24 protein-coding genes are annotated in these 21007 nt (G+C 63.7%); 14 read left to right on the top strand and 10 right to left on the bottom strand.

Annotation, left to right across the window (positions count from 1 at the left end):
- Positions 1–19: 19 nt before the first annotated feature.
- The 5 genes from AAE027_RS08795 to AAE027_RS08775 all read left to right on the top strand — a co-directional run bounded on the left by AAE027_RS08795 (position 20) and on the right by AAE027_RS08775 (position 3908).
- Positions 20–1630: an acyl-CoA synthetase gene (locus AAE027_RS08795; protein ID WP_370986249.1), complete on the top strand. Its 1611-nt coding sequence runs from the start codon at positions 20–22 to the stop codon at positions 1628–1630.
- A gap of 9 nt (positions 1631–1639) precedes the next feature.
- Positions 1640–2107 (top strand): MarR family winged helix-turn-helix transcriptional regulator, encoded by a 468-nt coding sequence (locus AAE027_RS08790; protein ID WP_370986248.1) that lies wholly within the window; start codon positions 1640–1642, stop codon positions 2105–2107.
- An 82-nt stretch (positions 2108–2189) separates the two neighbouring features.
- Complete coding sequence (locus AAE027_RS08785; protein WP_370986247.1) at positions 2190–2558, top strand: YybH family protein; 369 nt, start codon at positions 2190–2192, stop codon at positions 2556–2558.
- Between the two features lie 2 nt (positions 2559–2560).
- Positions 2561–3004 (top strand): hypothetical protein, encoded by a 444-nt coding sequence (locus AAE027_RS08780; RefSeq protein WP_370986246.1) that lies wholly within the window; start codon positions 2561–2563, stop codon positions 3002–3004.
- A gap of 130 nt (positions 3005–3134) precedes the next feature.
- Positions 3135–3908, top strand: coding sequence for a DUF2189 domain-containing protein (locus AAE027_RS08775; protein WP_370986245.1), 774 nt, complete (start codon positions 3135–3137; stop codon positions 3906–3908).
- 157 nt (positions 3909–4065) lie between these two features.
- Here AAE027_RS08775 and AAE027_RS08770 read toward each other — a convergent pair whose 3' ends face one another.
- Genes AAE027_RS08770 through AAE027_RS08760 form a run of 3 tightly spaced genes read right to left on the bottom strand, consistent with a single transcriptional unit; the run spans position 4066 to position 5352 of the window.
- Positions 4066–4578, bottom strand: a complete 513-nt coding sequence (locus tag AAE027_RS08770) for an SRPBCC family protein (protein ID WP_370986512.1) — start codon at positions 4576–4578, stop codon at positions 4066–4068.
- A complete protein-coding gene (locus tag AAE027_RS08765; protein ID WP_370986244.1) occupies positions 4578–5045 on the bottom strand; it encodes an SRPBCC family protein in 468 nt (155 codons plus the stop codon). The genes AAE027_RS08770 and AAE027_RS08765 overlap by 1 nt, the downstream gene beginning before the upstream one ends.
- Positions 5038–5352: an ArsR/SmtB family transcription factor gene (locus AAE027_RS08760; RefSeq protein ID WP_091898771.1), complete on the bottom strand. Its 315-nt coding sequence runs from the start codon at positions 5350–5352 to the stop codon at positions 5038–5040. Before AAE027_RS08760 ends, AAE027_RS08765 begins: the two co-directional genes overlap by 8 nt.
- Positions 5353–5481: 129 nt before the next feature.
- Here AAE027_RS08760 and AAE027_RS08755 point away from each other — a divergent pair, with 129 nt between their 5' ends.
- The 3 genes from AAE027_RS08755 (at position 5482) to AAE027_RS08745 (ending at position 8297) form a co-directional block, all read left to right on the top strand.
- Complete coding sequence (locus AAE027_RS08755; protein ID WP_370986243.1) at positions 5482–6930, top strand: LVIVD repeat-containing protein; 1449 nt, start codon at positions 5482–5484, stop codon at positions 6928–6930.
- Positions 6931–6932: 2 nt separating this feature from the next.
- On the top strand, positions 6933–7472 hold the full coding sequence (locus tag AAE027_RS08750) for a hypothetical protein (RefSeq protein ID WP_370986242.1): 540 nt from the start codon (positions 6933–6935) through the stop codon (positions 7470–7472).
- A gap of 204 nt (positions 7473–7676) precedes the next feature.
- Positions 7677–8297, top strand: coding sequence for a LysE family translocator (locus AAE027_RS08745; protein ID WP_176946147.1), 621 nt, complete (start codon positions 7677–7679; stop codon positions 8295–8297).
- Between the two features lie 3 nt (positions 8298–8300).
- On the opposite strand, the gene AAE027_RS08740 is transcribed toward AAE027_RS08745, so the two are convergent.
- Entirely contained in the window at positions 8301–9104 is an 804-nt protein-coding gene (locus AAE027_RS08740; protein ID WP_370986241.1) for an N-formylglutamate amidohydrolase, read from the bottom strand.
- A 291-nt stretch (positions 9105–9395) separates the two neighbouring features.
- Here AAE027_RS08740 and AAE027_RS08735 point away from each other — a divergent pair, with 291 nt between their 5' ends.
- On the top strand, positions 9396–9794 hold the full coding sequence (locus AAE027_RS08735; RefSeq protein ID WP_370986240.1) for a gamma-glutamylcyclotransferase family protein: 399 nt from the start codon (positions 9396–9398) through the stop codon (positions 9792–9794).
- On the opposite strand, the gene AAE027_RS08730 is transcribed toward AAE027_RS08735, so the two are convergent.
- From AAE027_RS08730 to AAE027_RS08720, 3 genes are all read right to left on the bottom strand, one after another.
- Complete coding sequence (locus AAE027_RS08730) at positions 9791–10354, bottom strand: chlorite dismutase family protein (RefSeq protein WP_370986239.1); 564 nt, start codon at positions 10352–10354, stop codon at positions 9791–9793. The two genes, AAE027_RS08735 and AAE027_RS08730, sit on opposite strands and share 4 nt — an antisense overlap.
- A gap of 63 nt (positions 10355–10417) precedes the next feature.
- Positions 10418–10732 carry a BrnA antitoxin family protein gene (locus tag AAE027_RS08725; RefSeq protein WP_370986238.1) on the bottom strand — a complete coding sequence of 105 codons (315 nt, stop codon included), beginning with the start codon at positions 10730–10732 and terminating at the stop codon, positions 10418–10420.
- Positions 10680–10991: a BrnT family toxin gene (locus tag AAE027_RS08720; protein ID WP_370986237.1), complete on the bottom strand. Its 312-nt coding sequence runs from the start codon at positions 10989–10991 to the stop codon at positions 10680–10682. Before AAE027_RS08720 ends, AAE027_RS08725 begins: the two co-directional genes overlap by 53 nt.
- 255 nt (positions 10992–11246) lie before the next feature.
- Here AAE027_RS08720 and dnaG point away from each other — a divergent pair, with 255 nt between their 5' ends.
- Together dnaG and rpoD are read left to right on the top strand one after the other, a co-directional pair.
- Positions 11247–13256 carry a DNA primase gene (gene dnaG / locus AAE027_RS08715; RefSeq protein WP_370986236.1) on the top strand — a complete coding sequence of 670 codons (2010 nt, stop codon included), beginning with the start codon at positions 11247–11249 and terminating at the stop codon, positions 13254–13256.
- Positions 13257–13631: 375 nt separating this feature from the next.
- Positions 13632–15773, top strand: coding sequence for an RNA polymerase sigma factor RpoD (gene rpoD, locus AAE027_RS08710; RefSeq protein WP_370986235.1), 2142 nt, complete (start codon positions 13632–13634; stop codon positions 15771–15773).
- Positions 15774–15928: 155 nt separating this feature from the next.
- Here rpoD and AAE027_RS08705 read toward each other — a convergent pair whose 3' ends face one another.
- The 3 genes from AAE027_RS08705 to AAE027_RS08695 form a co-directional block, all read right to left on the bottom strand.
- Positions 15929–16165, bottom strand: coding sequence for a hypothetical protein (locus AAE027_RS08705; RefSeq protein WP_091898783.1), 237 nt, complete (start codon positions 16163–16165; stop codon positions 15929–15931).
- 499 nt (positions 16166–16664) lie between these two features.
- Entirely contained in the window at positions 16665–17015 is a 351-nt protein-coding gene (locus tag AAE027_RS08700; RefSeq protein WP_091898785.1) for a hypothetical protein, read from the bottom strand.
- A 131-nt stretch (positions 17016–17146) separates the two neighbouring features.
- Positions 17147–17674, bottom strand: coding sequence for a hypothetical protein (locus AAE027_RS08695; RefSeq protein WP_370986234.1), 528 nt, complete (start codon positions 17672–17674; stop codon positions 17147–17149).
- A gap of 156 nt (positions 17675–17830) precedes the next feature.
- Here AAE027_RS08695 and AAE027_RS08690 point away from each other — a divergent pair, with 156 nt between their 5' ends.
- From AAE027_RS08690 to AAE027_RS08680, 3 genes are all read left to right on the top strand, one after another.
- The gene (locus AAE027_RS08690; protein ID WP_370986233.1) at positions 17831–18634 is read left to right on the top strand and encodes a lytic murein transglycosylase; all 804 of its coding nucleotides are present in this window, start codon (positions 17831–17833) and stop codon (positions 18632–18634) included.
- A gap of 618 nt (positions 18635–19252) precedes the next feature.
- Positions 19253–19627, top strand: coding sequence for a response regulator (locus AAE027_RS08685; protein WP_370986511.1), 375 nt, complete (start codon positions 19253–19255; stop codon positions 19625–19627).
- A 51-nt stretch (positions 19628–19678) separates the two neighbouring features.
- On the top strand, positions 19679–20290 hold the full coding sequence (locus tag AAE027_RS08680) for a LysE family translocator (protein ID WP_370986232.1): 612 nt from the start codon (positions 19679–19681) through the stop codon (positions 20288–20290).
- Positions 20291–21007: the final 717 nt, after the last annotated feature.

Below are 21007 nucleotides of genomic sequence, written 5' to 3'. Positions count from 1 at the left end.
CGACCGTGGAAACGACCCCATGCTCACCGAAGCCGCAACCTACGACGAGCTCTATCGCAATTTCCGCTGGGACATCCCCGCGCGCTTCAACATGGCGGAGGCGTGCTGCGATCGTCATGCCGATGGCACGGGCCGGCTCGCGCTGATCTATGTCGATGAGAACGGCGCCACCACGCGCACGTCCTTTGACGAGGTTGCCGAGATGTCGCGCCGCTTCGCCAATGTGCTGACGGCGGATGGCCTCGCGCGCGGCGACCGCGTCGCGGTGTTCCTGTCGCAGTCGCTGGAGCTGCCGATCGTGCACATGGCGGCGTTCCGCGCAGGCCTGATCTCGATCCCGCTGTTCGCGCTGTTCGGCGAGGATGCGCTGGAATTCCGCCTGTCGAATTCCGAGGCCAAGGCGATCGTCACCGACGAGGGCGGCTGGGAGAAGCTTGCGAAGATCCGCGATCGCCTGCCGGAGCTGAAGAATGTCTATGTCGTCGGCGAGCGCGCACCAGAGGGCGCGAAATCATTCTGGGATGCGGTCAAGGCCGCCTCGCCCGACTTCACGCGGGTCGACACCTCCGCCGATGATCCCGCGTTGATCATCTATACCTCGGGAACGACCGGAAACCCCAAGGGCGCCCTGCATGCGCACCGCGTCGTGCTCGGCCATCTGCCGAACGTCGAGATGTGCCACAACTTCCTGCCGCGCCCTGGCGATCTCATGTGGACGCCGGCGGACTGGGCCTGGATCGGCGGCCTCGTCAACGGCCTGCTGGCGTTCTGGTATCACGGCATTCCCCTGGTCGGTCATCGTGCGCGCAAATTCGAGCCACAGGCGGCGATGCAGATGATGGCGGACCTCGGCGTGCGTAACGTCTTCCTGCCGCCGACCGCGCTGAAGCTGATGCGGCAGGCCGGTGTGAAACATCCGGGTGTGAAGCTGCGCAGCATTTTTACCGGCGGTGAATCGCTCGGCGGTGAATTGCTCGGCTGGGTGCGCGACACCTTCGGCATCGATGCGCACGAAGTCTTCGGCCAGACCGAGTGCAATCTCGTGATCGGCAGCAACTCCAACCTGTTCCCGATCCGCCCCGGCGCGATGGGCAAGGCGACGCCGGGCTTCGACGTCCGCATCGTCAACGACAAGGGCGAAGAGCAGAAGCGCGGACAGCGCGGCATCATCGGCGTGCGCCAGCCATGTCCCGTCACCATGCTCGAATATTGGCGCAACCCGGAGGCGACGGCGAAGAAATATGCCAGCGAATTCCTGCTCACTGGCGATCTCGGCGTGCAGGATGAGGACGGCTATTTCTGGTATGTCAGCCGCGAGGACGACGTCATCACTACCGCCGGCTATCGCGTCGGCCCGTCCGAGATCGAGCACACACTGATGAAGCATCCGTCGGTGGCGATGGCCGCCGTGGTCGGCATTCCCGATCCGATCCGCACCGAATCGATCAAGGCCTGGATCGTGCTGCGCCCCGGCTTTACCGGCAGCGACGCGCTCGCGCGCGAAATCCAGGAATTCGTGAAGGTGCAGCTCGCCGCTCACGAATATCCGCGCTTCGTCGCGTTCGCGGAGACGTTGCCGATGACCGCCACCGGCAAGGTGCTGCGGCGCGAGCTGCGGGCGAAAGGTTAGCTTCCGACAATGGCAAAGACGCCTCAAGCCGCGGGGCTTCACCGCGCCTCACTGCCGAAGCTGCACGATCTGGATGCGGCGCTGGAGCTGATGTATTACGGCTGGCGCGGCATGACGCTGGAGGCCGACGCATATCTTGCGAAGCAGGGCCTGTCGCGTCCGCACCACCGCATTCTCTACGTGGTGGCGCGCCGGCCCGATATCGCGATCGGGTCGCTGATCGAGATCCTCGGCATTTCCAAGCAAGCCCTCAACCGGCCGCTCAACCTGCTGCTGGAGCGCAAGCTCGTGACGTCGAAGCGTTCGCCGGAGCAGCACCGCTCCAAGCTGCTGCGCCTGACGACGGCGGGACAACGCATCGAGCAAAGGGCATCGGACCACGAACGCAAGGTGCTGCGCGAAGCGTTCGACCGCGTCGGGGCGCCGGGTACGGCGGCATGGATGGGCGTGATGGAGACCATCGCCGACAACAATTGAGGACATTCTCAAGTCAATATAGTTGACATGAGGTACGGGCTTTGCCATTTTCCCGGCCAACGAGCCAGGGAGGGCGCCGGTCATGGGTGCACAGGCAATGAACCGTGCGGCCGCCGAACGGTTTGTCGCGGCATGGTGCGCGAGCTGGTGCAGGGTCGATATCGATGCGGTCGTCGCGCATTTTGCCGACGATGCGCAGATGCGCAGTCCTCTCGCTCTCACCCTGACGGGCTCTCCACTCGTCACGGGCGCCGAGAACATCCGCGCCTATTGGCGGAAGGCCTATGGCCACATCGAGAGCGCCGACCTGAAGATCCTGGGCTGGAGCTGGGATGAGGCGATCGCGCGACTGACCGTGTGGTGGCAGCTGGGCGACACACGCGCCAGTGAGTTCATGGACTTCGACGATGCGGGCCGTGTGGTGCGCAGCGAAGCCTTTTACGGAAAATAGTCATGCGCTTTTCGGATATCGTCCTGCTCCTCAACACGCTCTGGTTCGTCGGCGCCTTCATCCAGTTCAGCATCGCCCAGCGCAACACGCTGAAGATCCTGTTGCCGCGGGAAGAACGCAGCAATCCGATCGCGCCGACCCTGGCGGCCAGCGTCGCGTTCCTGGGCGGGATGAATCTACCTATTGGACTGTTGTCATTCTATCTTCTGGCCGCGCGTCCGTCCTTCTTCCAGCCGGTCGAGGCCCAGCTCGCGCTGTTCCTGTTCTTTGCCGCCTGCCATTTCAGCCAGTTCGCCTACAATCTTCCGGTCCTGATGCGCGGCGGCCGCGTCGGGGTGGCTTACTGGCCCGTATTGAAGGGCCCGATGCTCAGGATCTTCGTCATCGACGCGGCTCTGTTCGTGGCCAATCTCGGTGTGGCGCTGCTGCTCACGTCGCGCTCCTGAACAAGCGCCAGTTTTCCGGTGGCGGATGGCGGTATCAGCCGACCGTCAACTCTTCCGTGCAAGGATCGCGGGAGCGAGCTAACATCAGTTCCGACAACGCGCGGCGAAGATCGCGTGAGGGAGGAAGCTGATGTCCATCTCGGGCAAAGTCGATCCGGTGGTGCGCCCGGTCGTGGCGACCGACATCGCCGAGGCGCTGGTCGAGGGCCTGCGCGATTTCCAGGCGCTGCCGCTCTACGGCCTCTGCTTCGGCGCGCTCTATGCCGCCGGCGGCATCGTCATCATGCTCTGCCTCACCGCGTTCGGCATGGTCTATCTGGTCTATCCCCTGGCGGCGGGCTTCGCGCTGATCGGGCCGTTCGTCGCGATCGGTCTCTATGAGGTCAGCCGCCGCCGCGAGCGCGGCGAGCCCGTCTCCTTCGGCGCGATCTGGTCTGCCGTGCGCTCGCGCAGCGAAATCGGCTGGATGGCGTTCGTGACGCTGTTCGTGTTCGTGGTCTGGATGTACCAGGTGCGGCTCTTGATCGCGCTGCTGCTCGGCCTGCACGCCTCGTTCTCGAGCCTTCAGGAATTCATGACGGTGGTGCTGACGACCAACGAGGGCTTGCTGTTCCTCGCCATCGGCAACGCGGTCGGTGCCGTGCTGTCGCTGATCCTGTTCTCACTGACCGTGGTGTCGTTTCCGCTGCTGCTCGACCGCGACGTCGATTTCGTCACGGCCATGGTGACGAGCGTGCGCGCGGTGGTGACGAGCCCGCTGCCGATGATCTCATGGGCCGCGGTGATCGTGATGCTGCTGATCGTCTCGGCGCTGCCCTATTTTCTCGGCTTGATCGTGACACTGCCGGTGCTGGGGCATGCGACCTGGCATCTCTATCGGCGGCTTGTGGTGCCGATTCCATAGTCGTCCTGGCGAAAGCCAGGACCCATTACCCGGGGGAGCAGTTTGGTGCGAACTGGTCATGACCAGCCTTCGTCAAATCGGCTTTGGTGGCAATGGGTCCTGGATCTGCGCTCCGCTTCGCTATGCTTGTCCAGGACGACAGCGGAGATCGCCGCAACTACGGCGTCTTGATCCCCATCGCCTTCAGCGCATCGAGCATCCGTTGCGGCGGGCCCAGCTTGACCACCAGCGGCTTGCCGGTCTCGAGCAGGCTCTTGAGGCTGGACAGGATCGCTGGCCAGCCGGAGCGCCCGCCTGCAAGAATGTCATCGCTGAGCGGACGATCGTGGCCTTCGCTCATGGTGAGCCGGACCGCATCTCCGACCTGTTCGATCTCGTAGGTGACGAGGGTCGGGCCGAGCTTCTCGATCAGATCGGGCCAGTTGACGTTGAACGTGACCGCGAGCTTTCGCGGCGGGTCGTAGGCGAGAACCTCGCCGCTGATGTGCACGGCGCCGTCAGGCGTGCGCACGATGAACGCACCGCCGAGCCGTGGCTCGACCTCGACGGCATTGCCGAAGAAATACTGCCGGCTGAACTCCGCCGAGGTCAGGGCCTCCCACACCTTCCCGGGCGTGGAGGCGATGTAGATGGTGTAGACGGTGAGCGGCGTGAATTGATCGAGACTCATCATTGAAATCCTTCGATGCCGAGTGCGGCGGGCGGAATCGTGGGCGCCTTGCCGGTCTCCAGCAGGCTCTTGAGCCCGGACAGGATCGCGGGCCAACCCTTGGAGATGCCGTCGAGCAGCTTGCTGCCGGCGGCGAAGCCTTCATGCGTCACCGTCAGCTTCACGAGATCGCCGTGAGGCACGATGGTGAAAACGACTTTCGTCGCCGCCTCGTTCCGCATCTCCTCCATCAGTTCGTGCTTGAACGTATAGGAGAGCCGCCTCGGCCGGTCGGCCTCGAGGATCTCGCCGGTGTCCGTGACCTTGCCGCCCATCACGAGGGTTAAGGGCGAGCCGACCTTCCAATCGGACCTGACCTCGGTATCGAACCAGTACTGCCGCGTGAACGCGCTGTTGGTCAGCGCCTCCCAGACCTTCTCCGGCGTGGTCTCGATATAGGTGACGTAGACGAACTCCGGCTTACTCATCGCGCTTCTCCAACTGACGTTTCAACTCGCTGAGCGCGGCGAGCTTGCCGCGCTCGAACTTCCTGATCCAGCGTTCGCCGATCTGATGGATCGGCACGGGGTTGAGATAGTGCAGCTTCTCGCGGCCATGCCTGATGGTGGTGACGAGGTTGGCCTCCTCCAGAATCGCAAGGTGCTTGGTCACGGCCTGACGCGTCATCGCAAGTCCCTCGCAGAGCTCGTTCAGCGTCTGGCCGTTCCGGGCGTGAAGCCTGTCCAAGAGCGAGCGTCGTGACGCATCGGCGAGCGCTTTGAAGACCTCATCCATGGCCGTGATAATAGGCAACCAAATGGTTGCATGTCAAGCGCGGCTTGAGAAATCGTGTTTTGGTCGCGCGCAATCCGCCGTGCTAGCCTCACGCCTCAGCCAACGCAGATTGGTTCCGGGGAGGACTTCATGATCCGTTGCGTCTTGACTGCTGCCTGCCTCGTCTTTCTTGCTGGCAGCACGGCCGTTCACGCCCAGAAGCAGCAAGTGATCGGCGCGCCGCCGGAAGCCTCCAACATGAAGCTGGTCGGCACCAACGATCTCCAGGCGCGCAGCGCCTATCAGCCGACCATCCATCATCAGGGCGATCGCTGGATCGCCTATATCGGCCATCACGGCGGCACCGACGACGTGCCCGCGCCCGTCAATCCGATAACGGGCAAGGCTGAACCGAACGGAACGTCCATTGTCGACGTCACCGATCCCGCGCATCCAAAATATCTGCGGCATCTGCCGGGACAGGAAGGCAAGTACGAATCCGGCGGCGCCCAGATGGTGCGGGTCTGCGACGGCAAGGCGTTGCCGAAGGGTGATCCCAACGCTGTCTACATGCTGCGCACCTTCGGCAGCGAGGCGCACGAGATATGGAACGTCACGGAGCCCGCCAGCCCCGTGCTCATCACCCGCATCGGCGGCTTGAAGGACACGCATAAGAGCTGGTGGGAGTGCGACACCGGCATTGCCTTCCTCGTTTCGGGCGCGCCGGACTGGCGCACGCGGCGGATGACGCAGGTCTACGATCTCAGCGATCCCGCGCATCCGCAGAAGATCCGCGACTTCGGCCTGCCCGGGCAGGAGCCCGGTTCGACCGGCGCGGTGCCGACCGAATTGCACGGTCCGATCTCGACCGGGCCCGATGGCAATCGCATCTATTTCGGCTATGGCACCAACAAAGGCGGCATCCTGCAGATCGTCGATCGCGAAAAGCTCTTGAACGGACCGAAGGAGCCGGCGCCCGACAATCTGCGCTATCCCGAGATTTCGCGCATGCCGATGTCCGCCTTCAACGGCGCGCACACCACGTTCCCGATGCTCGATATGCCCATCGCCGAGTTCGCCGAGGACAAGGACGGCAAGACCCGCGACATCGTGATGATCGTCGACGAGGCGATCTTGAACGAATGCGGCGAGGCCCGGCAGATGGTCTGGTTCGCCGACGTCACCACCGAGGCGCGGCCGATGATGATCTCGAGCTACACGGTGCCGGAGGCGAGCGGGCAGTTCTGCCAGCGCGGCGGCCGCTTCGGCTCGCATTCCTCCAACGAGAGCATGGCGCCGGTCTATTACAAGAAGATGGCCTTCATCGCCTTCTTCAATGCCGGCGTGCGCGCGCTCGACATCCGCGATCCCTATCATCCCAAGGAAGTCGGCTATTTCATTCCGTCGATCACGGCTGCCACCGACAAGCGCTGCATCCCGGTCGAGGGCGGCGAGCGCTGCAAGGTCGCGATCCAGACCAACAATGTCGAAACCGACGACCGCGGCTACATCTACATCGTCGATCGCGCCAATACCGGCCTGCATATCCTCGAGCTGACAGGACCGGCGCGCACCGTCGCCGGCCTGCCGAAGAACTGACGATGCAAGGCGCGGCGACGATCGCGGCCGTGATGATCGCGTGTGGTGTGTCCGGTGTCGCGGCCTATCAGCTCGCGCCGCCGGTGCAGGACTTGGCGCATTGGCGCGAGATCGCCTGGCCGTTTCCGCGCGATGGCTGGCCGGTGGGCCGTGCATTCCGCTGCGACGGCGCCTGCGCGGGCACGGAGCTCTACGTGCGCGCCAAGCGGGGCTTCTGCAATTGCGACCGCGGTGTCGCCGACGATGATGAGGTGGATCGTGTTGCGGACGTCGATCTGATCAGCCCGCGCTTTGCGGCGGCCGCACCGGGGGAGGAGGTGGGGCTTGGCGAGATGCGCGGTCGCGCTAGGCGATATGATCTCGAGATGCCGGACGGAGCGCGCTCCGCCGCAATCGGCTTCGCCGTCTCGCGCCGCTGCGATCTGCTCGTCGCGGTCGCGCAAGGCGCGGGCGATGCGAACGCCTTGCAGCGCGCGACGCTAGCGTTTCTGGAAACGGAGGAGATGAAGCAATGGATGGTCGCCGCGCTCGATGGAAGGTGATGTTGGTGCGCCCGCTTCCACATTCTCCGCTGTCATCCCCGCGAAGGCGGGGATCCAGTATTCCAGAGACGCTGGTGGGGATACCGAGAGGCCGCGGCTTACTGGATGCCCCGCCTCCGCGGGGCATGACGGCTGTGATTGAGGAGCCTTCCGTTCCTGCCCTTCCCATGCATTAATGCGTACAAACCGCAGCGAGTCCTCCTCATGATGTCCATGCAAGCCTATCTCGCCTTCGTCGCCGCCTGCATTGCGCTGGCGCTGCTGCCGGGGCCGATCGTCACCCTCGTCATCGCCAACGGCCTGCGCCACGGCACGCGTGCAGCACTGACCAATGTCGCCGGCGCGCAAGCTGGTCTCGCCATCGTGATCGGCGTCGTCGCGGTCGGCCTGACCTCGCTGATGGCGACCATGGGCTACTGGTTCGACTGGGTGCGCTTTGCCGGCGCCGCTTATCTGGTCTGGCTCGGCATCAGGCTGATCTGGGCGCCGGTCGAGGGCGTCGGCGTCGACGCGCCGCCTCCGCCGCCGCGCGGCGGCTTCTTCCTGCAAGGATTTCTGGTGCTGCTGTCGAACCCGAAGGTGCTGGTGTTCTTCGGCGCCTTCATCCCGCAGTTCATGGACATGAACCAGCCGCACGTTCCGCAAGTCGCACTGCTGGGCGCCACCTTCATGGTCACGGCGGTCATGACCGACGCGCTCTACGCCATCGCCGCCGGCCGCGCCCGTAAATTCTTCTCGGCGCGCCGCACGCGCATGATGTCGCGCATCTCCGGCGGCTTCATGATCGGCGGCGGCATCTGGCTGGCGCTGACGCGGGCGAAGTGAGGCCTACACCAACAGCTCGGCCTTCAGCTCGATCTCGATCTGCGCAAGAATCCTTGCCAGCCGCTCGGCCCATTGCTGCTGGCCGGACTGGTCGGCGATCAGATCCTGGCGGATCTCGATGCCGGTGTTGACGAGGCCGCGCGCCTCGCCGTGCACGGGAATGGTGTAGTCGGTGTGGTCACTCACCGCATAAGGCTCGTTGTCGCCGACGACGAGATCGCTTTCAGCGCGGAGATGTTTCAAGAGCAGCTGCGGCAGCACGGTGTCGCGGTTATACAGGGCGCCGATGTGCCAGGGCCGCGCGACGCCGGCATAGGCCGGCGTAAAACTGTGCAGCGACACCAGCACCGTCGGTTGCTTGCCGTGCAGGCGGTGGGCAATCGCGGCATCAATGCGATGATGATAGGGCACAAAAATCTCGCGCCGCCGCGCCTCGCGCTCCCATTCCGAAATGCCGTCGTTGCGTGGGATCGCGGTGGCTTCGGAAATCACGGGAATCGAGCTCGCCACGGCAGGCGGGCGGTTGCAATCGATCACGAGCCGCGAGTAGCGCTGCGCGATCAGATGCGCGTCGAGCATTTTTGCGAGCCGCTCGGCGACGCCGGCAATGCCGATGTCCCAGGCAATGTGCCTGACAAGATCGCTTTCCGCGACGCCGAGATCGCCGAGCGCGCGCGGCAGCACCCGTCCGTAGTGATCCGCTGTGAGCAGGAAGGGCGATTGGCCCCCCGTATTCACCTCATGCACCGGCGCAATGTCGCCCTCGCCGAGGAGCTGATCGGTCGCATCGGCGGTGTCTAAAGCCATCCTGATTGCCTATGGAAAAAAGTCGCCCTGAAAGTCGATGGGAAATCGGTATAGATTGGTTCGCTTCAAATCACCATGCTTCACCGAGGATGCCGCTGAGAGCGTCATTGCCTACACATAGTCGTCCTGGCGAAGGCCAGGACCCATTACCCCGGCTGCCCGTGTGGCCCGAAGCTGGGACGATCAGATTGCCCATTGCTGCGTTCGGTGGCTATGGGTCCTGGCCTTCGCCAGGACGACAGCGAATATGCGGCGCTGTCGTTCCCCATCATTGCCAGCTATAGATTCCCCATGACCACCGATCGTCTCTTCGTCTACGGCACCCTGATGCGCGGCTTCGATCATCCGATGGCGCGGCTGCTTGCGGCTCATGCAGATTTCCTGGGGGAAGCGACCTGCCGCGGCACGCTCGTCCTGGTGAAGCATTATCCGGGGCTGCTGCTGTCGGACGCGCCGTCCGACATCGTTCATGGTGAGCTCTTTTACTTGCGGGCGGGCGACGAGCTCTTGCGCGAGCTAGACATGTATGAGGCCTGCGGCGAGGGGTTTCCGGAGCCGACCGAATATCTGCGCAGGCTGATCGACGTGACGCTGCCGGACGGCACCACCGAGAAGGCCTGGACCTACGTCTACAACTGGCCCGTCACCGATCTGCCGCGCATCGAGTCCGGGCGCTTCCTGGAGCACTAAGCCGACAGCACCTCCTTCACCATGCGCAAATCGACTTCGCGCTCGACGTAACTCCACTCCTCGGTCCGCCGCAGCATCGCCACCAGCTCTTCGAACAACTCGGCATGAACCGGTGCGAACTCGAACCAGGTGAGGAAGTCGAAGGGCTCGCCGAGGTCGCGGCAATGATAGAGCTGCCGCGCGATCGCGGGCAGGTAGCGCAGGCTGCTCGCGATGTGGTGCGATCTGTCCTCGAAGATCTTGCGGCGCTCTTCTTGCGTCAGCTCCCACCAGGCCTGCGACTTGCGGATCGGGATCAGCGCTGCGCTGGTCGCCTCTAACCGGCCGAGGCCGGCCTGCACAGCTACGAGCTGCTCCTTCTCAGGCCGCTCGGTGTAACGCAAGCTGCTCGTGACGCCGACCAGCCGCCAGGCATTGCGCGAGGGCACCAGCGGCAACGAGACGGCTTCGCTGTCGGTGACCGATAGCGCCGGCACGAAGGGCAGGGGCTCGCCCGTCACAGGCGAAATCGAGCTCACACGCCAGCCCCCGCTCTGGCCGCCTCGAAAGGTCCTGAACATGGGGGTATGGAAGCGTGGAACCGGGCGCGGTTCAAGGCCTCTTTTACCAGCTTTCGCTCCGGATCAGGCGCGCTTCTTCGGCTTGGACTTCTGCTGCATGTAGGAGCGCAGCACCGCATTCATGCGCCGCTGATAGCCCTCGCCCTCGCGCTTGAAGAAATCGAGGACGTCCTCGTCGACGCGGATGGAGATGGCCTTTTTCTTCGGAGGGATCACCAGCACGGCGTCCGACCAATCGATGTCGATGGGGGCAGCATCAGGATCCTCTGCGACCGCCTTGGCAATGTCTTCATCGGTCAGTGCATCGACGCGCGCCCAGTCAGTCTTACCCTTGCGGCGATCGCCCCATGCCCTTGTTACGATACGCTCTTTCTTCATTTTTCCGTGCGCGGCGTGCGGAGATTATTCGAAGGATGTTTGCGCGCCGCGTAAAGGCGACGGCGATCAGCCTCTCCTCCAAGATACCTATCGCGAGCCAGCGTTCCTCATTGTGGCGATCGGATCGACGAAGAAGCGGTCTATCGAAAACCTCAATTGCATCTTCAAAGTCGATTCCATGCTTGACGAGGTTTGAATTCTTCTTGTCCTCGTCCCATTCGAGTCCATCGAACGATTCACGATCGAACCTGTCTGACATCCTTGGAATCCGTGTAGTAGTCGGTTTGCGTCCGCTACCCTCCGGCGTTCCACTCCATCGCATCTTTTTCGATAGTCGCTTGTATATACGATTGTATATCCGCAGTCAACGATTTTGTTTCGGCCGCTGCTGGGTGCTCGGCTGTGAACAGCGCGGATAACCCGGATAACCCGCTTAAACCTGACTTCTGGCCCAGCCGCACCTATATCCCTAACCTTTCGCCCGACTCACCCGGTTTCGCGCTACACACACGCCATGCGCTTCACGCCTCAATTCCTCGACGAGCTTCGTGCCCGGCTTTCGGTCTCCGAAGTCGTGGGCAAGCGCGTCAAGCTGAAGAAGGCGGGGCGGGAGTGGAAGGGGCTGTCGCCGTTCCAGCAGGAGAAGACGCCGTCCTTCTACGTCAACGACCAGAAGGGCTTTTACCACGACTTCTCCTCCGGCAAGCACGGCGACATCATCACCTTCGTGATGGAGACCGATGGCCTGCCGTTCGCGGAGGCCGTCGAGCGGCTCGCGGGCATGGCGGGCCTGCCGCTGCCGGCGGTGACGCCAGATGCGGCCCGGTATGAGCAGCGGCGCAAATCGCTGCATGACGTCATGGATCTTGCGGCAAAATTCTTTGCGGAGGCGCTGGCCTCGCGCGTGGGGGCGAAAGCGCGCGGCTATCTCGCCGACCGCGCCATCTCACCCGCAACGCAATTGCAGTTCCGCCTCGGCTATGCTTCGCCCGACCGCTTCGCGCTGAAGGAGCATCTCGGCAAGCTCGGCGTCTCCGTCGACGACATGGTCGAGACAGGCCTCTTGATTAGCGGCGACGACATTCCCGTGCCGTACGACCGCTTCCGCGACCGCGTGATGTTTCCGATCACGGACTTGCGCGGCCGCGTCATCGCCTTCGGCGGGCGCGCGCTGGAGAAGGACGTTCCGGCGAAGTATCTGAACTCGCCGGAGACGCCGCTCTTCCACAAGGGCGACAATCTCTACAATCACCAGACGGCCCGCGCCGCATCCCACAACGGCGCGCCGCTGATCGTGGTCGAAGGCTATGTCGACGTCATCGCCATGGTCACCGCGGGCTTCGCAGGCGCTGTCGCGCCGCTCGGCACCGCGCTCACCGAAAGCCAGCTCGCGCTGCTCTGGAAGATGGCGGACGAGCCGATCCTCTGCTTCGACGGCGACCGCGCCGGACAAAAGGCGGCGTATCGCGCCGCCGACCTCGCGCTGCCCTTCCTCGCACCCGGCAAGAGCTTGCGCTTTGCGCTGCTGCCGGAAGGGCAGGACCCCGACGATCTCGTGCGCTCGGGCGGGCGCGGCGCGATCGAGGAGGTGATCGCGGCGGCGCGTCCGCTCGCCGACATGATCTGGTCGCGCGAGCTCGAAGGCGGCAATTTCGCCACGCCGGAGCGCCGCGCCGCGCTGGAGGCGCGCATCAAGGAGCTGTCCAACGGCATCCGCGACGAGGTGGTGCGGCGCTATTACCGCGACGACTTCGCCGACCGGCTGCAGCGCGCCTTCGCGCCCGAGGGCGGGCGCGGCGGCTTTGGTGGCCGGGGCAATTTCCGCGGCAATTCCGGCCGGTCCTTCCAGCCGAGGAGTGGGGGAGGTGCGAATCGATTCGGTGGCCAGGGATTTGGTGGAGGCCGCCGCGGCCCGCCCGGTCCCGTGCCGCTGCCCTCGGGTCCCTACCAGGCGGCGAGCCCGCAGCTGGCGGCAAGCCCGATCATGCGCGGCCAACGGAGCGCCATCTCCCGCCGGGAAGCCCTGATCCTGCAATGCCTGATCAACCACCCCTGGCTGCTGCATGAGCACCTCGAGGAGGTCGCCGCCCTGGAGCTGGCCCATCCCGAAGCCCATAAGCTCAGGGCCGGCATCATCGCCGCCTTTGCCAACGACCATCACCACTCAGCGGACCCCGGCGAGCAGGCCGAGAAGATGCGCGGCGACCTCGAAAAGGGCGGATTTTCTCAAACTCTTCAAAGGGTTGAGAACGGTATCACGACCGCAGCGGTGTGGGGCGCCCGCGAGGGCGCGGCGCGGGACGACGTTCTTGCCACCTGGCATCAGCTGGTTGCCTTGCATCGGCAATGGCATTCACTACTTAGAGAGCTGAAAGACGCCGAGCTGGCCTTGGGGGAGGACCCCAGCGAGGCCAATTTGGCATGGCTGCGTGACGTCAAGGCTCGGATAGGTGAAGTCGACGGTACCGAGGCCCTGATCGAGGGTTTTGGTGAGCTGTCGGGCCGGCTCCAGAAGAGCATGTGATGAAGAATCATGCGGACGGCCGCGGCCGAAACCGCTAAAAGACTCGCCAAATCCTGGGTTTGGCGGCAAAAACAGGGTTAATCGAGGCTTAACGGTCTTGTAGCACTTTGGCCCAGAGGCGGCCGCAGGCAGAACAGACGCGTCAGGAATGAATCCGCGCGAACACTGTTGGCACTACACCTGCATCCGCTGCGGCAAAGAGGCTCACGAAGCGTTAGGCAAATCCGGCGAGAGAAAGTTGGGGGTGGCGAGAGACATGTGCGCCGCCCTTTCCGTGTCGAGAGCTGCCGAAGCGAGAGCGTCGAGCAACAGGTTCATGTGAATTCAGGCAGGCGGGGCGCGCCGTCTGCATTGAAGCGCGTTTAGGAGCAATGGATGGCCACCAAGGCAAAGACGCTGCAGGCGAAGGACAAGGAAAAAGACGACAAGGCAGCGGACGCGCCGGAGAAGGACTCCCAAGACGCGCCCTCGCCCTTGCTCGACCTGTCCGACGCCGCCGTGAAGAAGATGATCAAGCAGGCCAAGAAGCGCGGCTTCGTGACCTTCGATCAGCTCAACGAAGTCTTGCCGTCCGACCAGACCTCGCCCGAACAGATCGAGGACATCATGTCGATGCTCTCGGACATGGGCATCAACGTCACCGAAGCCGACGACACCGAAGGCGAGGACGAGAAGGACGAGGCCGACGACGAGACCGATAACGAGCTCGTCGAGGTCACCCAGAAGGCCGTCACCGAGGTCAAGAAGAGCGAGCCGGGCGAGCGCACCGACGATCCCGTGCGCATGTATCTGCGCGAGATGGGTACGGTCGAGCTGCTGTCCCGCGAAGGCGAAATCGCCATTGCCAAGCGCATCGAGGCCGGCCGCGAGGCGATGATCGCAGGGCTCTGCGAAAGCCCGCTGACCTTCCAGGCCATCATCATCTGGCGCGACGAGCTCAACGAAGGCAAGATCTTCCTCCGCGACATCATCGATCTCGAAGCGACTTATGCCGGCCCCGACGCCAAGGGCGGCATGAACACCGCGATGATTGCCGGCCCCAACGGCGAGGGCGGCGAAGCGTCGACTGAGGGTAGCGACGCCACCGCGTCCACAGCTGCCCCCGCGCATGTCGCCCCGCCCGCTGCGCCCCCGTCGCCGACCCCGTTCCGCGCCGCACCGGCCGCCGCTGGCACTGAGGCCGGCGAGGAGAAGGATCCGGGCGAGGCCGCCGCCGAAGCCGACATGGACGACGACGAGTTCGAGAACCAGATGTCGCTCGCGGCGATCGAGGCCGAGCTCAAGCCGAAGGTGGTCGAGATCTTCGACAAGATCGCCGACAGCTACAAGAAGCTGCGCAAGCTTCAGGAGCAGGACATCCAGAACCAGCTCCAGAACGAGTCGCTCTCGCCGCACCAGGAGCGCAAGTACAAGAAGCTGAAGGACGAGATCATCGTCGAAGTGAAGTCGCTGCGCCTGAACCAGGCCCGCATCGACTCGCTCGTCGAGCAGCTCTACGACATCAACAAGCGCCTCGTCTCGCACGAGGGCCGCCTGATGCGTCTTGCAGACAGCCATGGCGTCGCGCGCGAAGACTTTTTGCGCAACTACACCGGTTCTGAATTGGACCCGCGTTGGCTTAACCGTGTCTCAAAACTGTCGGCCAAGGGCTGGAAGAATTTCGTCCACCACGAGAAGGACCGCATCAAGGACCTCCGCCACGAGGTGCATCAGCTTGCCGCGCTGACCGGCCTCGAGATCGTCGAGTTCCGCAAGATCGTGCACTCCGTGCAGAAGGGCGAGCGCGAAGCACGTCAGGCCAAGAAGGAGATGGTGGAAGCCAACCTCCGCTTGGTGATCTCGATCGCGAAGAAATACACCAACCGCGGCCTGCAGTTCCTCGACCTGATCCAGGAAGGCAACATCGGCCTGATGAAAGCGGTCGACAAGTTCGAGTATCGCCGCGGCTACAAGTTCTCGACCTACGCCACGTGGTGGATCCGGCAGGCGATCACCCGCTCCATCGCCGACCAGGCGCGCACCATCCGCATCCCCGTGCACATGATCGAGACGATCAACAAGATCGTGCGCACGTCCCGCCAGATGCTCAACGAGATCGGCCGCGAGCCGACCCCGGAAGAGCTGGCCGAGAAGCTCGGCATGCCCCTGGAAAAGGTCCGCAAGGTCCTCAAGATCGCCAAGGAGCCGCTGTCGCTGGAGACGCCGGTCGGTGACGAAGAGGATTCACACCTCGGCGATTTCATCGAGGACAAGAACGCGATCCTGCCGATCGACGCCGCGATCCAGTCCAACCTGCGCGAGACCACCACGCGCGTGCTGGCCTCGCTCACCCCGCGCGAAGAGCGCGTCCTGCGCATGCGCTTCGGCATCGGCATGAACACCGACCACACGCTGGAAGAAGTCGGTCAGCAGTTCTCGGTGACGCGCGAACGCATTCGCCAGATCGAGGCGAAAGCGCTGCGCAAGCTGAAGCATCCGTCGCGGTCAAGGAAGCTGCGGAGCTTCTTGGATAATTGATCGTAGGCAGCGATCCAAAGCAAAACGGCGGGCGTTGGCCCGCCGTTTTTGTTTTGTCGTCATTGCGAGCGCAGCGAAGCAATCCAGAGTCTTTCCGCAGAGGCATTTCTGGATTGCTTCGCTGCGCTCGCAATGACGGTGGAGAAGCTGAAGGCCTACTTCTTCTTCGCGCCGACCCGCTCGATCCGCTTGATCTCGAGCGCGGGCCGACCGGACTTCTCGGCGATCTCGCGGTCCTGCTCCATGATGAAACCGCGCGCAGGCTCGTCGCCGTCGAGACCGCCGAGCAGCTCAGTGGGCACGCGGCGATTGGAGCGTTGTGAGCCGTCTTCATAGACGACGTTGAAAAAGGCGAACTCGCCTTTGGGATTGGTTCCGGGTTTTTTTGCCATGGCGGCTTGTCGTCGATCAGGGGGCCGCAGTCAAATGACTTCGGCGGCTGTCGACATCAGCGTCGCGCCGGAGCGTTCGACTGGCCAACAATGGAGCCGCGATTGCCAAGCGCCTGCCGCGACCCTCAGCCTCAATAAACGGCGGGCCGAAAAGCCCGCCGTTTATTTTTGGTCTTCAGTGTCGCCCGGGGCTGGCGGGGCGACAACCTAAAATAGAATTCTATAGAACGCGCCATGCGATGGCAAGGCAAATCGTGGCGGCTTTGATGTCGCAGCGGGTGGATCAGATATGCGCTGGTCGCGGCATTCGGTTTTGGTGCGCGTCGCAACAATTGCTTGGATCATTCAATTACTTTGTTCATCTCTCCGGCCGTCGCAACGCGGCGCGACTGGAGTGCTTTGTAGCGAAGTGCGCCAACCTGCACGCCTTCCCGCCAGCGTGCAGATGATGTGCTGTGATCCGATGTGCAAAAGCGAGTTCCACCGTCCTGCGCATATCTCAAGGTGTGCGCCTGCGCGGCGCAAGTTCCTGCGCGGCGAGCCGCGATCCGTGTCCGCCGTCATGTCCGCTGCGCTCTTCCTTGCGACCCTGCGCCATGATCGCGCTGCCCATCGCGGCGGAGCCGAAGGTGATGAGGAAGGATGCGAGCAACAGCGCAAGCGCGATGCCGGGCGAACGGTCGGCGAAGATCAGCTCGCGCAGATGTCCGGGATTGAGCCAGAGCAGTCCGCCGACGAGCAGCGCCGCAGCGCAGGCGCCGATCGCGAGGTTGATGGCGAGCAGGCGGAAGAGGGGGATGCGGAGGAGGGCGCGGCGAGGTGGATGAGGAGGCCGCTGGCGGTGGGACATGGGTGATTGCCTCACGGGCACTTGACGCAGAAGCCGAACGCGTCGTCCGACCATTGGCATCATAGCGGCTAGTTTCTCGTTCGTCCTTGCGACGCGCCCCGAAATGACCGGGGTGCGCGCCGCCCTTTATCTCACGCCGCCGGCGCAACCCGGCTGTCGGCCTCGCGCTCCTGCGCCGCCTGCTGGCGCTCCATCATGGTCTGCCACAGCGTTGCGATGCTCACTTGCGTCTGCGGTGCGATCAGGCAGTGGCCCTCATTGTCGAAATCGCAAAACCGCACCGACGGATCCTTCTTCACCTCGGTCAGCGCTTGGTTGATCATCTCCAGGCAGGTTATGACCTGGCCAACGTCCTGAAGTCGCGTGTGGTGCAGGATGTCCATCAGGCGGACCATCATCACCGCGGGCTGGCCGAAGCTGATGCCGGGACGGCCGAGCTCGAACAGCACGTTCACCGCGGGAAATACGCCGCGGATGTGCTCGAGCACGCTGGCCATGTCCTCCACGCTACAGGCGACGAGATGAGCGGCCTGCGGCGGGGCGGCGGCCGGCGTCCGCGGCGCGAGGCCGAGCGCGGCGATGACCTCCTGCTCGATCCATTGCCGCACTGGTGCGGGGGCATTGCGGATCTGCTCGGCGGTCAAGGTGATTCCGGTCATTGGCTAGTCTCCTGGGCGGCTTTCCTGTTCGCTGCAATCTAGAAAGCAGGGCGCGAGACACGTTGATGCGGATCAAGCGCGCCGCTTTGACGGTTCCCGCTTTCCCGGGCATGATCCGCGCCGCTTCACGCCAGGATTTTTGGGGGATTGCTCCACATGCCGAGACTGCTTCTCGCCGCCGCGTTCGTCGTTTGTCTGGCCGGGTCGGCGCAGGCCGCGCGCTGCGGCGGCGACTTCAACAGCTTTGTCGCAACCATGGCGTCAGAAGCGCAAGGAGCCGGCGTCTCGGCGAGCGTGACCAATGCGGCGCTCAGTGGTGTCACCCCCGATGGCGCCGTGCTCGCCTTCGACCGCCGCCAGCGTCACACCTTCAATAAGAGTTTTGAGCAGTACGTCTCGACCCGCGTCGGCCCCGGCCGCATCAATGGCGGGCGGGCGCTGCTCCAGCGCCATGCCGCGCTGCTGTCGCGCATCGAGCAGCAGTTCGGCGTGCCGCGCTATATCCTGGTCGCAATCTGGGGACTGGAGAGCGATTTCGGCAAGGGCGACACCGGCAAGCTGCCAGTGATCAAGACGCTGGCGACGCTCGCGCATGACTGCCGCCGCACCGATCTGTTCCAGGGCGAGCTGCTCGCCGCGCTCAAGATCGTGCAGCGCGGCGACCTGCCGCTGCGCGACCTCATCGGCGCCTATGCCGGCGAGATCGGCCAGACCCAGTTCCTGCCGTCGTCCTACATCAAATACGGCGTCGATTTCGACGGCGACGGCCATGTCGACCTCCGCCACAGCGTCGCCGACGTGCTCGCCTCGACCGCGAACCTGCTCCACACCAGCGGCTTCAAGATGGGCCAGCCCTATGGCGAAGGCACCGCCAATTTCGAAGCGATGCGCGAGTGGAACAGGGCGGTGGTCTACAGGAAGACCATCGGATATTTCGCGGATCGCTTGATGGGGCAGTGAGGCGGGCGATAGTCGCGGTCGTCATTGCGAGCGAAGCGACTTGTCCGCCGAAGCCTTTGGCGAAGGCGGAAGCAATCCAGAATCTCGCCGCGGAGACAATCTGGATTGCTTCGTCGCAAGGGCTCCTCGCAATGACGGTTGAGAGTCGCGCGCAATCTCTCCCCCATCGTCGTCCTGGCGAAAGCCAGGACCCATTACCCCAGGGAGGAGTTTGGCGACGACTGGCATTCACTTGCATTGGCTGAGTAACTGCCAGCCTTCGTCAAATGGGATTCGGTGGCTATGGGTCCTGGCTCCCGTGCGCAATTGCGCACTAGGCCAGGACGACGGCGGAGGATGTCGTGCCGCTATCGTACCAAGCGACTACTTGCCTTTCGCCATCTTCTCCAGCCTCCGCTGCAACGGAGGTCACAGCCGCGCTGCGCAAGCTCAATGGCTAACGTACGGCCGATGCCGCTTGCCGCTCTCATGATGGCCGGCCTGCGAATCCCAGTCATGAGGTTCCCAGTCACGCACTGAGGGCGGGAACCATGATTTACATTTTTTCAGAATGGAACTGAACAATGGCCGAGTTGGACCTTTAACATGTGTTACGTGAGCAAATATTGGGAGCCGCTGATGGGACAGGCTGGGCCATTTCGTGCAACAGCGCTGATCGTTGAAGACGACGTCATGCAGCGGGAGATGCTGAGTCTTCTTCTCGAAGAGAGCGGCTACCAGGTCATCCAGTGCGAGAGCGCCGAGGACGCCGAACGCGTCCTCGACAAGAACGCCGGCGCGCTTTGTCTGATGCTGACCGACGTCCAGCTCGCCGGAAGCATGAACGGGGTCGAGCTCGCGCATGTCGCCAAGGAGCGCAATCCCAAGCTCGACGTCGTCGTCACCTCCGGCCGTCCCTTGAAGCAGCCCTTGCCTGCTGGCGCAAAATTCTGGGCAAAACCCTGGGCCCCGCTCGACGTGCTGCGCGAGGCCGAGATCGCGCAGCTGTCCTGACGGCTATTCCGCAGGCTCGCTTTCTCGTCGCGAGCTGGTAAGGTCGGCCCAATGACCTGGTCCTTCCTGCTCACCTCGCTCATCGTCGTCGCTTCGCCCGGCACCGGCGTGCTCTATACGCTCGCCGCGGCGCTCACCCGCGGCTCGCGCGCCAGCGTCGCCGCGGCCTTCGGCTGCACGCTGGGCATCGTGCCGCACATGATCGCGGCGATGCTCGGCCTTGCCGCGGTGCTCCACACCAGCGCGCTCGCCTTCGCCGCGCTGAAATGGTGCGGCGTCGCCTATCTGCTCTACATGTCCTGGCAGGCGCTGCGCGAGCGAGGCGAGCTCGCGGTCGAGGGCAAGATCGCGGAGCGGTCGATCGGCCGCGTCATCGTCACCGGCTTCCTGATCAACATCCTCAATCCCAAACTGTCGATCTTCTTCCTCGCCTTCCTGCCGCAGTTCATCGCGCTGGATGAGGCCCATGTGCTGGCGCGGATGCTGGAATTGAGCGGCGCCTTCATGGCGATGACCTTTGCGGTGTTCGTCGTCTATGGCCTCTGCGCCGCTTCGGTGCGCGAGCGCGTCATCTCCCGTCCGGCCGTCATGGCCTGGCTGCGCCGCAGCTTTGCCGCCGGCTTTGCCGCGCTCGGCGCCAAGCTCGCGTTTGCGGAGAGGTAGACTTTCCTCTTCACCTCTCCCCGCTTGCGGGGGGAGGTCGCATCCCATCGTAGATGGGATGCCGGTGAGGGGGTACAGGTCTCACGGATATCTCATGCGCGGAGAGGCCCCTCACCCCACCCTCTCCCCGTAAGAACGGGGAGAGGGAGTGAAAGAGCGGAGCCCGGCAACGCGCAAATAAAAAAGCGGGCCTTGCGCCCGCTACCTTCACTTCGTCTCGACCCTTCCCGACGCCCGGGCGGAGCGAGGCTCCACCCGGGCAAAGAAAAAGAAGCCGCGTTACTTCTTCTTCGCCTTCTTGGCCTTCTTCGCCTTCTTCTTCGCCGCCTTCTTCGCTTTCTTAGCCATAGTATCCTCTTAGGGGTTAATGGTGGAACGCGACACGAGGGATGCTCGGCGGAGGGCCAGCCTCGCAACATCCTCGGCGACAAGCTCAGCAGATTCGCAGGTCTCTGCCCCGCGCCGTCACATCCGTGTCATCGTGTTATCCACAGCTCAGATGCATTTTCAGGTGATTTTGGTGCGCGAATCCGCATCGCCGCGCCAGCGCGGCATCGCCGGCGACAGGCTTAACGATCCGACAACAGCCGCGCGCTGTTCATGAATCCAAAACCAAAGGCGCGTTTTCGGGGATCGCAGTGAGACTCCGTTAAGCGCAACCGCCGCATTGTTCCCCGCAAGAAAACGGGGATGGGTGATGGACGGACGGCTGCCAGG

Origin of the sequence: Bradyrhizobium sp. DN3 (assembly GCF_041357655.1) — a bacterium.
Taxonomy (GTDB): Bacteria; Pseudomonadota; Alphaproteobacteria; order Rhizobiales; family Xanthobacteraceae; genus Bradyrhizobium.
The sequence above is the reverse complement of the archived record's forward strand: the minus strand, read 5'-3'. Positions and strand labels throughout refer to the sequence as shown.

Excerpts from the sequence above, each read along its gene's own strand:
- AAE027_RS08795 (WP_370986249.1), top strand. The coding sequence starts at position 20 with ATGCTCACCGAAGCCGCAACCTACGACGAGCTCTATCGCAATTTCCGC.
- AAE027_RS08790 (WP_370986248.1), top strand. The coding sequence starts at position 1,640 with ATGGCAAAGACGCCTCAAGCCGCGGGGCTTCACCGCGCCTCACTGCCG.
- AAE027_RS08785 (WP_370986247.1), top strand. The coding sequence starts at position 2,190 with ATGGGTGCACAGGCAATGAACCGTGCGGCCGCCGAACGGTTTGTCGCG.
- AAE027_RS08780 (WP_370986246.1), top strand. The coding sequence starts at position 2,561 with ATGCGCTTTTCGGATATCGTCCTGCTCCTCAACACGCTCTGGTTCGTC.
- AAE027_RS08775 (WP_370986245.1), top strand. The coding sequence starts at position 3,135 with ATGTCCATCTCGGGCAAAGTCGATCCGGTGGTGCGCCCGGTCGTGGCG.
- AAE027_RS08770 (WP_370986512.1), bottom strand. The coding sequence starts at position 4,578 with ATGAGTCTCGATCAATTCACGCCGCTCACCGTCTACACCATCTACATC.
- AAE027_RS08765 (WP_370986244.1), bottom strand. The coding sequence starts at position 5,045 with ATGAGTAAGCCGGAGTTCGTCTACGTCACCTATATCGAGACCACGCCG.
- AAE027_RS08760 (WP_091898771.1), bottom strand. The coding sequence starts at position 5,352 with ATGGATGAGGTCTTCAAAGCGCTCGCCGATGCGTCACGACGCTCGCTC.
- AAE027_RS08755 (WP_370986243.1), top strand. The coding sequence starts at position 5,482 with ATGATCCGTTGCGTCTTGACTGCTGCCTGCCTCGTCTTTCTTGCTGGC.
- AAE027_RS08750 (WP_370986242.1), top strand. The coding sequence starts at position 6,933 with ATGCAAGGCGCGGCGACGATCGCGGCCGTGATGATCGCGTGTGGTGTG.
- AAE027_RS08745 (WP_176946147.1), top strand. The coding sequence starts at position 7,677 with ATGATGTCCATGCAAGCCTATCTCGCCTTCGTCGCCGCCTGCATTGCG.
- AAE027_RS08740 (WP_370986241.1), bottom strand. The coding sequence starts at position 9,104 with ATGGCTTTAGACACCGCCGATGCGACCGATCAGCTCCTCGGCGAGGGC.
- AAE027_RS08735 (WP_370986240.1), top strand. The coding sequence starts at position 9,396 with ATGACCACCGATCGTCTCTTCGTCTACGGCACCCTGATGCGCGGCTTC.
- AAE027_RS08730 (WP_370986239.1), bottom strand. The coding sequence starts at position 10,354 with ATGTTCAGGACCTTTCGAGGCGGCCAGAGCGGGGGCTGGCGTGTGAGC.
- AAE027_RS08725 (WP_370986238.1), bottom strand. The coding sequence starts at position 10,732 with ATGAAGAAAGAGCGTATCGTAACAAGGGCATGGGGCGATCGCCGCAAG.
- AAE027_RS08720 (WP_370986237.1), bottom strand. The coding sequence starts at position 10,991 with ATGTCAGACAGGTTCGATCGTGAATCGTTCGATGGACTCGAATGGGAC.
- dnaG (WP_370986236.1), top strand. The coding sequence starts at position 11,247 with ATGCGCTTCACGCCTCAATTCCTCGACGAGCTTCGTGCCCGGCTTTCG.
- rpoD (WP_370986235.1), top strand. The coding sequence starts at position 13,632 with ATGGCCACCAAGGCAAAGACGCTGCAGGCGAAGGACAAGGAAAAAGAC.
- AAE027_RS08705 (WP_091898783.1), bottom strand. The coding sequence starts at position 16,165 with ATGGCAAAAAAACCCGGAACCAATCCCAAAGGCGAGTTCGCCTTTTTC.
- AAE027_RS08700 (WP_091898785.1), bottom strand. The coding sequence starts at position 17,015 with ATGTCCCACCGCCAGCGGCCTCCTCATCCACCTCGCCGCGCCCTCCTC.
- AAE027_RS08695 (WP_370986234.1), bottom strand. The coding sequence starts at position 17,674 with ATGACCGGAATCACCTTGACCGCCGAGCAGATCCGCAATGCCCCCGCA.
- AAE027_RS08690 (WP_370986233.1), top strand. The coding sequence starts at position 17,831 with ATGCCGAGACTGCTTCTCGCCGCCGCGTTCGTCGTTTGTCTGGCCGGG.
- AAE027_RS08685 (WP_370986511.1), top strand. The coding sequence starts at position 19,253 with ATGGGACAGGCTGGGCCATTTCGTGCAACAGCGCTGATCGTTGAAGAC.
- AAE027_RS08680 (WP_370986232.1), top strand. The coding sequence starts at position 19,679 with ATGACCTGGTCCTTCCTGCTCACCTCGCTCATCGTCGTCGCTTCGCCC.